This is a genomic window from Lysobacter cavernae (genome assembly GCF_042648505.1).
Classification (GTDB): Bacteria; Pseudomonadota; Gammaproteobacteria; order Xanthomonadales; family Xanthomonadaceae; genus Lysobacter_L; species Lysobacter_L cavernae.
In genome coordinates, this window is sequence record NZ_JBHRXK010000007.1 from 1 (window position 1) to 11,774 (window position 11,774).

5 protein-coding genes are annotated in these 11,774 nt (G+C 67.2%); 4 read left to right on the forward strand and 1 reads right to left on the reverse strand.

Annotation, left to right across the window (positions count from 1 at the left end; all coding sequences use genetic code 11):
• Positions 1 to 106 precede the first annotated feature (106 nt).
• The gene (locus ACFOLC_RS13355) at positions 107 to 1,342 is read left to right on the forward strand and encodes an ABC transporter permease (RefSeq protein WP_386759759.1); all 1,236 of its coding nucleotides are present in this window, start codon (positions 107 to 109) and stop codon (positions 1,340 to 1,342) included.
• Between the two features lie 256 nt (positions 1,343 to 1,598).
• Here ACFOLC_RS13355 and ACFOLC_RS13360 read toward each other — a convergent pair whose 3' ends face one another.
• On the reverse strand, positions 1,599 to 3,566 hold the full coding sequence (locus ACFOLC_RS13360; protein ID WP_386759760.1) for a glycoside hydrolase family 97 protein: 1,968 nt from the start codon (positions 3,564 to 3,566) through the stop codon (positions 1,599 to 1,601).
• A 160-nt stretch (positions 3,567 to 3,726) separates the two neighbouring features.
• On the opposite strand from ACFOLC_RS13360, the gene ACFOLC_RS13365 reads away from it, so the two are divergent.
• The 3 genes from ACFOLC_RS13365 to ACFOLC_RS13375 all read left to right on the forward strand — a co-directional run bounded on the left by ACFOLC_RS13365 (position 3,727) and on the right by ACFOLC_RS13375 (position 11,726).
• The gene (locus tag ACFOLC_RS13365) at positions 3,727 to 7,176 is read left to right on the forward strand and encodes a glycosyl hydrolase 2 galactose-binding domain-containing protein (protein WP_386759761.1); all 3,450 of its coding nucleotides are present in this window, start codon (positions 3,727 to 3,729) and stop codon (positions 7,174 to 7,176) included.
• Between the two features lie 120 nt (positions 7,177 to 7,296).
• A complete protein-coding gene (locus ACFOLC_RS13370) occupies positions 7,297 to 8,622 on the forward strand; it encodes a sugar MFS transporter (RefSeq protein ID WP_386759762.1) in 1,326 nt (441 codons plus the stop codon).
• A gap of 122 nt (positions 8,623 to 8,744) precedes the next feature.
• Positions 8,745 to 11,726 (forward strand): TonB-dependent receptor, encoded by a 2,982-nt coding sequence (locus ACFOLC_RS13375; protein ID WP_386759763.1) that lies wholly within the window; start codon positions 8,745 to 8,747, stop codon positions 11,724 to 11,726.
• The last annotated feature ends 48 nt before the right edge of the window (positions 11,727 to 11,774 follow it).

The window sequence follows — 11,774 nt, forward strand, 5'->3', positions numbered from 1 at the left end:
TCACGAATCACGAATCACGAATCACGAATCACGAATCACGAATCACGAATCACGAATCACGAATCACGAATCACGAATCACGAATCACGAATCACGAGCGAATGCCATGAACTTCTCCGACATCCTGCGCACCGCCATCTTCGCCCTGCGCGGCAACTGGCTGCGCAGCGCGCTGACCTCGCTGGGTGTGATCATCGGCATTGCCGCGGTGATCGTGATGGTCTCGGTCGGGCAGGGCACCCAGGCCGAGATCGACAAGATGGTGTCGGGCCTGGGCTCGCAGCGCCTGGACATCAGCCCCGGCGCCGGCCGCGGCGGCGGTGGCGCGCGGATGAGCGCGTCGAGTTTCTTCACCCTCAACGAGGGCGATGTCGAAGCCATCCGCAACGAGGTGCCGGAAGTGCAGTACGTGGCCGGCGCGCTGCGCGGCAGCACCCAGGTGGTGTACGCCGAGAACAACGCCTCGACCAGTTGGCAGGGCGTGCAGGCGGATTTCTTCGATATCAACGGCTGGCAGATCGCCAGCGGCGAGGGCTTCGACGCGCAGGACTACACCAGTGCCGACAAGGTGGTGATCCTGGGCGAGACGGTGCGGCGCACGCTGTTCGGCGACGACCCCGGCATCGGCCAGACCATCCGCCTCGGCCGCGTGCCGTTCACCGTGGTCGGCACGCTCAAGCCGAAGGGGCAGGGCGGTTTCGGCCAGGACCAGGACGACGTGGTGATGGCGCCGCTGGAAACCGCGCGCCGCCGCCTGATGGGCGCGATGGGGCTGCCGGCCGGTGCGGTGATGCAGGTCGCGCTGACGGTCGCCGATGCCAAGGACCTGACCTACGTGCAGGGCGAGGTCGAGGCCCTGCTGCGCCAGCGCCACCGCATCAGCCCGGGCGACGAGGACGACTTCAACGTGCGCAACATCTCCGAGATCGTGGCCACGCGCACGGCGACCACCAACCTGATGTCGAAGATGCTCGGCGCGGTGGCCACCATCTGCCTGGTGATCGGCGGTATCGGCATCATGAACATCATGCTGGTGTCGGTGACCGAGCGCATTCGCGAGATCGGTTTGCGCATGGCGGTGGGGGCCGGGCCTTCCGATGTGCGCCGCCAGTTCCTGGCCGAGGCGATGCTGATCGCCCTGATCGGCGGCGTGCTCGGCATCGCGATCGGCGTGGTCGGCGCCTTGCTGGTCGGCAAGTTCGGCTCGCTGCCGGTGGTATTGAACGGCCAGGTGGTGGCGCTGGCGGCGGCATTCTCGATCATGACGGGGCTGTTCTTCGGGTATTACCCGGCGCGCAAGGCGTCGCAGCTGGATCCGATCGAGGCGTTGCGGCAGCAGTAGTTTTGTGCCGAGCGCCGGTTAAGACGACGTTGAGGAAAACGCTCTTGCTCGTCCCGCGAAGGCGGGGTCTTTTGGGGCGCCGTTCGGCGGCACTATCCAGGGGCATTGTTGTCCAAAGAGTTGACGCCCTTGGATCTTCAATCCCCTGCCACCGGACATAGCCCGATGGCGCTCAGCGCCGCGCGAGCCAGTGGCTCGCAAGCGGCGGCGCATCGCCCCCGCCTCGCGGGGATGACGGCATTAACGGTGGCGGCACTTATTCCGCGACCAGTCGCACCGCCGCGCCCCCACCCGGCGCCAGCTTCAGCGTGATCGAATCGTCGCTTTTCAATGTGCGTGTCTGCATGCGCAGTTTGGTCGGCGTAACGCCGTCCTGGTACAGCGTCGCCTGCCATGATCCGTGGTCGAGGAAATCCAGCGGCACGCGCAGTTCGCGTGCCTGCTCGTTGCCCATCGCGCCGACATACCACTCGCGGCCGTGACGGCGGGCGACGACGATGTATTCGCCGATCGCACCGGCGATAACGCGCGTCTCGTCCCAACTCGCCGGCACGTGGCGCAGGAAGTCAGCGCCGTCGGCACCCGTGTAGGCGTCGGGGCTGTCGGCCACCACCGCGAGCGCGCTTTCGTAGACCACGAACATCGCCAGCTGCTGCGCGCGCGTGGTCATCACTTGCGGCGAGAAATGCTGCGCAGTGAACTGCTCCGGCGTAACGTTGCGGAAACCGCCGGGTGTGTAGTCCATCGGTCCGAGCAGCATGCGCGTGAACGGCAGGGTGACGTTGTGGGTCGCGGTGATGCGTCGGCTCCACTTGTTGTACTCGGCGCCTAGCACGCCTTCCTGGGTGAGGAAGTTCGGCCAGGTGCGGTTGAGGCCGGTGGGATGGTAGGCGCCGTGCAGGTCGATCAGCAGCTTGTGCTCGGCGGCCTTGCGCAGCAGGCGGTGGTAGAACTCGACCATCACCTGGTCGTCGCGATCCATGAAGTCGACCTTGACGCCTTTGATGCCGAGCTTGGCGTAGTAGGCGAAGGCCTCGTCCATGCGCGTATCCAGCGCCTTCCAGTGCGCCCACAGCCATAGCCCGACCCGGCGGTCACCGGCATAGCGCACCAGTGCCGGCAGGTCGATCTGCGGGATCGCGCGGGTGATGTCGGCGGTCTCGTGGTAGCGGCCGTCGCCACTGCTGCCGACGTACCAGCCGTCGTCGATCAGCATGTAGTCGAGCCGCAGGGCGGCGGCGTGATCGATGTAACGGCGCATGGTCGCGTCGTTCATGCCGGCGTCCGGCACGTCGGGGGCGACGCCGCCCGACCACCAGTCCCAGGCCGACTTGCCGGGCCGGATCCAGCTGGTGTCGTCGATGCGCGAGGGCGGATTGAGGTTGAGCAGCAGCGTTGACTCGATCAGCCGGCCCGGATGCTCACCCAGCATCACCACGCGCCACGGCGTGTGGAAGTCGTCTTCGCCGGCCGGCACGCGCACGGCGACGCCGGGCTGGTCCAGGCGCGGCGACAATTTCGCCTCCACGCCGTGTTCGCCGTCGCCGCGGCCGCTCAGGTACAGGCCGGCGTAATCGGTCAGATCGGCTTCGGCCAGCGCGAACGTGGTGTCGCCCGCGCCGGTATGGCACACCAATGGCAGATCGAGCAGCGCGTGCGGGCGGATCATCGCCGAGGACAACGGGTCGAACTCGCCCTCGTGGCTGGTGCCGAAGCGGCCGAGGTTCAACGCCCAGCAGGCGTAGTCACGCGGAAAGGCGAAGCGGGTCAGCTCCTCGCGGATCCCCAGCCCGGACCGGCGCAGCGTGGCCGGCAGGACGTAGCGCAGCGCGACGCCGTCGTCGTAGGCGCGCAGGATCACGCCGAGGCGGCGACCGTCGCTGTGCTCGAGCGCGGCGTGCACTTCGTTGAAGTGGTCGCGCGCCTGGCGCGTCTTGCCGGCGGGCAGCGTGTAACGCTGGTCGACGCTGCGGCGCTGCTCGCCTTCGAGATGAAACCCTTCGGCTAGCTTGCCGTTGGCGCCGAGGTCGAGTCCCAGTGCGGACAGTGCGATCACTTCGCGGCCGTCGAAGGCGATGCGATAGCCAGGCGTGCCCCGGTCGTCGAGCGCGAATTCGACCTCGATGCGGCCGTCGGGCGAGCGCAACGGCAACGTCTGTGCCGCCGCATGTGCGACCGGAAGAAGAGCTGCCAGTGCGGTGGCGGCCCACGTGAGTTTGCGCATCGTCCCCTCCTTTCTCTCTGTGGCTCCCGCCAAGTTGCATCCGACCCGGCGGGCAGGTAACGTTACCTCAGTACGGCCCGCGTCGGAACGTTATAGCGCGGGAAAACCGTGAACGGCGCCGCAAAGAGCGCCGACACGCACGACGCAGGAGGGGTGAAGAATGTTGCATCGCATCGTCCGGGCCGCGCGCGGCCTGCTTGCTGCCGTGGCCGTCATGATGTCCGCCACGGCATGGTCACAGACGGTCCATGGGCCGTATGACGTCGAACTTCTCCAGGGCGGGACCGGACTGGAAAAGGCCTTGCCTGCCGATGCCGCGCCGCTGCGCGCAGGCGCGGACTGGACCCTGCGCGGCTGGATCAAGCCGCTCGAAGCGGGCGACGGTCGCGTGCTGATAGCCGGCGTCGGCGATGTGCACGGCCCGGCGCGCTACTTCGCGATCGATCGCGGTCGCCTTGCATTCTGGTCGGGTGGCGAGCGTTGGCTGCATTCCTCCGCGAAGCTGCGCGTGGGACGGTGGCAGGCGCTGGCCGCGGTCACTCGCGGCGGCCGGCTCGACCTGTACCTCGACGGTCGCCGCGTCGCACAGGGCGATCTGCTGGCGGAAGCACTCGCGCCGAAGCTGGTGTTCGGCCCGCAAGCGCAGGCGTGGCCACAGGCGCGGCATTTCGGCGGATTGATCGCCGGCTTCACCCTGGACGGCGCAGTGCGCGATGAAACCGCGTTGCAGCAGTGGGCGAAGCAGCCGCCGGACGAGGCACTGACCCGCTTCGAAGCCGCCTCGCCGCAGTGGCCGGTGCAGGTGCGGCAGATGTATGGCATGACCCGGCCGCAGGATGCGTGGACGTTGCCGAAGAGCCGCGCACCGTTGTCCACGCCGCAAGCGAAGCCGGAGCCGAAGACGCAGGGGCTTGCGCCGCAGGGCGACGCCGAGTGGAACCTCGATCGCTGGTGGCTCGCCTCGGCGTCGGAACTGGGTGAGGCCGACGGCGCCGCGTTGTCGCGCACCGGTTATGCGCAGGGCAAGACCTGGTACACGGCCACCGTGCCCGGCACCGTGTTGACCACGCTGGTCGACCGCGGCGTCTATCCCGATCCGGACTTTGGCCTGAACAACATGGCCATCCCGGAATCACTGAACCAGCATGACTGGTGGTACCGCAGTGAGTTCGACGCGCCGGCCGCGCTCGACGGCAAGCGCCTGCAGCTGAATTTCGACGGCATCAACTACGTCGCGAAGATCTGGCTCAACGGCGAATACCTCGGCGAAACCCGCGGCGCCTTCATCCGCGGCGTGTTCGACGTGACCAGCAAGCTGCGTCCCGGCGCGCGCAACGCACTGGCGGTGCAGGTGTCACCGCCGCAGCATCCGGGCATTCCGCACGAACAGTCGATGACCGCTGGCGTCGGCGACAACGGCGGCATGCAGGCGCTCGACGGCCCGACTTTCATCGCCAGCGAAGGCTGGGACTGGATCCCGGCCGTGCGCGATCGCAACACCGGTCTGTGGCAGGGCGTGCGCCTGACGGCCAGCGGTGCGGCGACCCTCGGCGATGCGCACGTGGTCACCGCCAAGCTGAGCGCGGACCACCGCCGCGCCGACATCGAGATCGAAGTGCCGGTGACGAACCGTGGCGATGACGCGATCGAGGGCGAGGTCGTGGCCGCGTTCGACGACGTGCGCGTGAGCCGGCATGTCGCGATCGCGCCGGGCGAAACCAAGACGGTGAAGCTGACCCCGGCCGAATTCGCACAACTGTCGCTGCGCGACCCGCGCCTGTGGTGGCCCAACGGCTACGGCGAGGCGGCGTTGCACGAGCTCGACCTGCAGTTCGTCGTCGACGGCGCGGTTTCCGATCGGCGCAGCCTGCGCTTCGGCATCCGCACCGTCACCTACGAGCTGTCGTTGTTCGACGATGACGGCCGGCTTCGTCGCGTCGAAGTGGACCTGGCCAAGGCGCGCGAACGCGGCGAACGCGTCGTCGACGTACGCCACGAGGCGATCCGCAAGACGCCAGGTGGCTGGGCAGCGTCGCTGCAGCCCGGTGCGCTGGAGTCGCCGGCAGTGCATGAACTGTCCGACGAGCGCCTCGCGCCGCATCTGGTGATCCGCGTCAACGGCGTGCGCATCGCCGCCAAGGGTGGAAACTGGGGCACCGACGACTGGCGCAAGCGCGTTTCGCGCGAGCGGTTGGAGCCGTACTTCCGCCTGCAGCGCGCCGCGCACATGAACGTCGTGCGCAACTGGGTCGGGCAGAACACCGAGGAGGTCTTCTTCGACCTCGCCGACGAGCACGGCCTGATGGTGCTCAACGACTTCTGGGCCTCCACCCAGGATTTCCAGCTCGAACCGCAGGACGAGGCGCTGTTCGTCGCCAATGCCAGCGACGTGATCCGCCGCTACCGCCACCATCCTTCGATCGTGCTGTGGTTCGGCCGCAACGAGGGCGTGCCGCAACCCTGGCTCAACGAGGAGCTGGACCGCATCGTCGCGGAACTGGACGGCACCCGCTACTACTCCGGCAGCTCCAACAGCGTGAACCTGGCCGGCAGCGGCCCGTACAACTACCGCGAGCCGGAAACCTATTTCACCGAACACGCGCGCGGTTTCTCGGTCGAGGTCGGCACGCCTTCCTTCGCCACGCGCGAGGCGTTCGCGGCGATGGTCGAGCCGGCCGACCTGTGGCCGATCGGCGACGCTTGGGCCTACCACGACTGGCACCAGTCCGGTAACGGCGACACTGCCACCTTCATGCGCGCGATGGCCGACAGGCTAGGCGAGGCGAAGGACTTCGCCGACTTCGAGCGCAAGGCGCAACTGCTCAACTACGACAGCCACCGCGCGATCTTCGAAGGGATGAACGCGCACCTGTGGTCGAAGAACAGCGGCCGCCTGCTGTGGATGAGCCACCCGGCCTGGCCCAGCAACATGTGGCAGATCTACAGCCACGACTACGACACGCACGCCGCCTACTACGCGGTGAAGAAGGCGGCCGAGCCGGTGCATGTGCAGATGAACCTTCCGGAGCACGGCCTCGCGCTGGTGAACAACACGCGCCAGGCGCTGCGCGGGGTCGAAGTCGAAGCCTCCGTGCACGCTGCCGATGGCCGCGTATTGCAGCAAAGTCGCCGGCGGGTCGATGCGGCGGCGGGTGCGGTGGCCGGCGCGGAAGGGCTCGACCTCGCCGGCGTATTGGCGCAGGAAGGCGTGGTCTACGTGAAACTGCGCGCCATCCACGGCGGTGGAACGCTGTCGGAGAACTTCTATTGGGTCGCGCACGATGCGGCGGCATCGCGCCAGCGCCTGGCTGCGCTACCACAGGTGACCCTGGACGCGCAGGCGCAGGCGCAGGCCGACGGCAACACGGTGCGCGTGCGCCTGCGCAATTCGTCGCAGACGGTCGCACTGGTTGCCAAGCTGACCCTGGTCGATGCCGAGGGCAAGCGCATCCTGCCGGCCTTCGCCGACGACAACTACGTGAACCTGCTGCCCGGCGAGTCTCGCGATGTCACGATCGCCTGCGACCGGGTTGCCGCGCTGCAGGGCGGCGCGGTGATGCTGCGCGGCTGGAATGTGGCGGAGACGTCGCTGCCGCTGGCGGCGCGCTGATTTGATGCGGTGCAAATTGACAGTGCGGGCGGCTGTCAGGTAACGATATCAGATGCGCCGATGGGCGCTTACGACAACACGACAGGGCGCAACAGCGCCCGCATGACGCGGAGGGGCGTGATGTACGAAGGAACCGGTGCTTTACAGGGCCGTGCGACGGGGTCGACCGCCGCCGCATCGGCGTGGTTGCTGCCGTTGGTGATCCTGCTGTTCTTTGCATGGGGTTTCTGCACGGTATTGGTCGATACCCTGATCCCCAAGCTCAAGGCGGTGTTCTCGCTCAACTACACCGAGGCGATGCTGACCCAGTTCTGCTTCTTCCTCGCCTACTTCGTCGCTTCGATTCCGGCCGGGCAGCTGATCGGCCGCATCGGCTACCTGCGCGGCATCGTTGTCGGCCTGGTGGTGATGGCCGGCGGCTGCCTGCTGTTCACGCCGGCCGCGGCGATGGGCTGGTATCCGGCCTTCCTCGGCGCACTGTTCATCCTCGCCTGCGGCATCACCGTCGTGCAGGTCGCGGCCAATCCGCTGGCGGCGGGCCTGGGTGATCCGGCGCGTTCGCACAGCCGGTTGACGCTGGCGCAGGCGTTCAATTCGGTCGGCACGATGCTCGGGCCGATGTTCGGTGCGGCGCTGATCCTGTCCGGCGGCGCCGAGGCGACGGCTCCGTCGCAGCTCAGCGGCGCCGCGCTCGAGGCTTTCCGCCGCGAGGAGGCGCACGACCTGCGGCTGCCGTTCATGATCATCGCCGCGGTGCTCGCCGCGCTTGCGCTGATGTGCTGGATCGTCCGTCGCGCACAGGTGCCGGCCGTGCACGTGCCGCGCGGCGGCGATTACCTGCGCCTGCTCAGGCATCCGCGCCTGAGCCTGGGCGCGCTGGCGATCTTCCTCTACGTCGGCGCCGAGGTGACGGTCGGCAGCTTGATGGCCAACTTCCTGATGCAGGAGGACACACTGCACGCCAGCGCGAAGGCGGCCGGCGTCATGATCAGCATCTACTGGGGGCTGGCGATGGTCGGCCGCTTCATCGGCTCGTACGTGCTGCGCTTCCTCGCGCCGGGCGTGGTGCTGACGGTGTGCGCGGTGATGGCGGCGCTGCTCGCGGTGACCGCCGCGCTGTCGGGAGGCATGACCGCGGCGGTGGCGATCCTCGCGATCGGCCTGTTCAACTCGGTGATGTTCCCGACCATCTTCGCGCTGTCGATCGACGGCCTCGGCGAGGACACCGCGGGCGGTTCCGGCCTGCTGTGCCAGGCGATCGTCGGCGGCGCGATCGTGCCGCTGCTGGCGGGCTTCACTGCCGACCGCATCGGCCTGGCGCTGGCGTTGCTGGTGCCAGCGGCCTGCTACGTGTGGATCGCGGTGTACGGGCTGCTGGTGCGCAAAGGGTCGTTGCGCGACCGGCGTGAGGATGGGGTTGCCGTGGTGTCCAGCCCCTTGCATTGAACCATCGCAGCAAGTGGCCGGCGCAAGTCGGCCTGTTTTTTGCGCTTCAAAGGTATCGTTACCACATAACAAGCGGCGACGCCGCATACGACACGGGCATGAACCCACCGGGAGGGAGAGCAATGAACAAGCAGGTAACCGCAACCCGCATCGCGCCGCTTGCCGCCGCGATCGCCGTCACGCTGCTGGCCGCGAACGCGGCGTGGGCGCAGCAGGCACCGCAGGCAGAACAGGTGTCGTCGACGCAGGCCGCCGCGCCGGCGCAGGACGAAGTGACTGAACTGGACCAGGTCATCGTGCTCGGCGTGCGTGGCGCGCAGACCCAGGCGATCGGCACCAAGCACGACGCGGCGCAGATCCTCGATTCGATCTCGGCCGAGGACATCGGCAAGCTGCCCGACGTCACCATCGCCGATTCGCTGCAGCGCGTGACCGGCGTGCAGATCCGCCGCTCGGCGGGCGAAGGCGCGCAGATCAACATCCGCGGCATGCCGCAGGTGCAGACCACGATGAACGGCGAGCTGTTCCTCAGCGCCGGTGGTGGCGACCAGTACGGCCAGCCGAACCTCGGCACCGCCCAGCCCGACTTCGTCGACGTGCCGCCGACGCTGTTCAGCGGCGTGGACGTGATCAAGTCGCAGACCGCGGCCGATCTGGAGGGCGGAATCAGCGGCACGGTGTCGTTCCGGACGCGGCGGCCGTTCGACCTGCCGGCCGGCTGGACCTTCAGCGGCCAGGCCGAAGGCTCCTACGGCGACCGCAGCGAGGAGTGGAACCAGCTGTATTCGGGCCTGATGAGCTACCGCGACGAGCGCTGGGGCGCATTGCTTACGGTGTCGTACTCCGAGGCGACGCTTGAGAACAAGCGCCCGAGCGTGTGGAGCAATGGCGCGCAGAAGTCGTGCGAGGGCAACGTCGGCTTCGACTTCAACGGCGATGGCGCGATCGGTTGCAACTTCGACTCCGCCAACAAGCCGCGCGATTACTTCTACAACTGGGTCGCGACCGAACTGGAGAACCGCATCAGCGAGCGCGAGCGCGCCGGAATCAACGGTGCGTTCCAGTTCAACGTCAACGATTCGCTGACGCTGGTGGGCGACGTGGCCTATACCAAGATGGACAACACCGACAAGTCGGTGGCGGCGCAGTTGCATTCCGGCTGGGCCACCGACCAGCTGCAGCCGGGCTCGGTCGTCGACGGCAACGGCGTGCTCGAGTACGGCGTGTTCCACTACAACCGCTTCCAGGCGCATTCGTTCGCCGCGCCGAGTACGTCGAAATCGCTCAACACCAACCTGGAACTGCGCTTCGACAATGGCGGCCCGCTGCACGGCACGCTGCGCTGGGTGCACGGCGATTCCAGCCGCGACTACGACGAGGCGCGCGCCGACTCGCTGGTCTCGCGCGGCAACATGATCACGCTGCCCGACGGCACCACGCAGTGGGCGAATGCCAACGGCCTGGAAGCGGTGGACGCGGCGATCGACTTCCGCGGCGAGTTCCCGCAGCTGACCATGCTCACCGACGTCAGCAACCCGCAGAACTGGCAGCTCATGTCGACCTGGGCGCAGGGCAACAAGATGGACGCCGGGCTCGATGCCTACCGCGCCGACGCGACGTGGGAGTTCATGGACGACAGCGTGCTCAAGTCGGTGCAGTTCGGCGCGCGCTACGGCGAGCGCGACTTCGAGTACGACGCGTACCGCTACCTGTCGCCGGTTTCGCCGGGGCCGTGCTCCGACCCGAACCTGGCGTTGTATTACTTCAAGGACCCGATGGTCACCGACGCCTGCACCGGCAATGCCGAGGCGCGGATCCTGCCGTACACCTCGGTGCCGGGTTACTGGACGTACTTCAACAACTTCGACCCGGTGAAGATCAACGGCCTCGGCGCGAACGGCCTGCCGGCGGTCAATCCGGACGTGATGGAGGACCCGGTCGCCTACCTCAACAGCCTGTATCCGGGCAACGTTGCCTACACGAATGCGCCGGAGTCGTACAAGGTCGAGGAAGAAACGCTGTCCGGCTACTTCCTCGCCAATCTGGAGGGCCGCACCGGCAGTAACGGCATCCCGTGGTACGCCAACCTCGGCGTGCGCATCGTGCAGACCCAGACCTACATCGACCAGTACCAGATTGACGGCAGCGTCTTCATTGGCAGCCACAGCTGGAACGGCGTCAATCCGGCGCAGGGCGTCAACCGGATCGAGAAGACGCGCACCGACATACTGCCGGCGCTCAACCTGAGCTTCGACCTGTCCGACGAGCAGAAGCTGCGCTTCGGCTACAACAAGGCGGTCGCGCGGCAGAGCCTGCCGGACCTGGGCCGTGGCATGGTGTCCTTCTACGCGGTCAATGGCACGCCACCGCGTAACCCGGACCTGCCGGCGGATGCGGCGCTGTTCCTCAGCGGCCGTTCCGGCAATCCGGACCTGGAGCCCTACGAGGCCAATTACTACAACGGTTCGTGGGAGTGGTACTTCGCTGATGCGGCGCTGTTCAACGTCGGGGTGTTCCTGATCGACGTGAAGAACTCGCCGGCCAGCGTGACCCAGGTCGAGCCGATACCCGATGCCGACGGCGTGGTGCGCGCGGGCGGCCCGGTGGAGCGCATCGTCAACGGTGGCCCGGGCACGATCAAGGGCTTCGAGGTCGGCTACCAGCAGGCCTTCGACTTCCTGCCGGGCTGGCTGAGCGGCTTCGGCGCCAACCTCAACTACACCTACTCCGACGCCGACACCACGGGCGAGGACATCGACGGCAACACCTTGCCGGTGGGCGACAACTCCAAGCACCAATACAACGCCATCCTCTGGTACCAGAAGGACAAGCTGCAGGCGCGCCTGGCCTACAACTGGCGCAGCGAGCGCTTCGCGCAGATGAACACTGCCGCGTGGGGCGACCAGCTGGCGATCTGGAACGAGGATGTCGGTTACCTGGATGCCTCGGTCAGCTACGACATCACACAGAACTTCACCGTCTACGTGCAGGGCACCAACCTCACCGACGAGCACGAGAAGCGCTATGCGCAATGGAGCAACCACTACTACGATCAAAGCATCTTCGATCGTCGTTACTACGTTGGCGTGCGCGTGAGGTTCTGAGGCTGAACGCGGACTCCTCTCGAGTGAGGGGAGTCCGCACTGCCGTCA

Coding starts and splice junctions, on each gene's coding strand:
- ACFOLC_RS13355 (WP_386759759.1), top strand. CDS start 107: ATGAACTTCTCCGACATCCTGCGCACCGCCATCTTCGCCCTGCGCGGC.
- ACFOLC_RS13360 (WP_386759760.1), bottom strand. CDS start 3,566: ATGCGCAAACTCACGTGGGCCGCCACCGCACTGGCAGCTCTTCTTCCG.
- ACFOLC_RS13365 (WP_386759761.1), top strand. CDS start 3,727: ATGTTGCATCGCATCGTCCGGGCCGCGCGCGGCCTGCTTGCTGCCGTG.
- ACFOLC_RS13370 (WP_386759762.1), top strand. CDS start 7,297: ATGTACGAAGGAACCGGTGCTTTACAGGGCCGTGCGACGGGGTCGACC.
- ACFOLC_RS13375 (WP_386759763.1), top strand. CDS start 8,745: ATGAACAAGCAGGTAACCGCAACCCGCATCGCGCCGCTTGCCGCCGCG.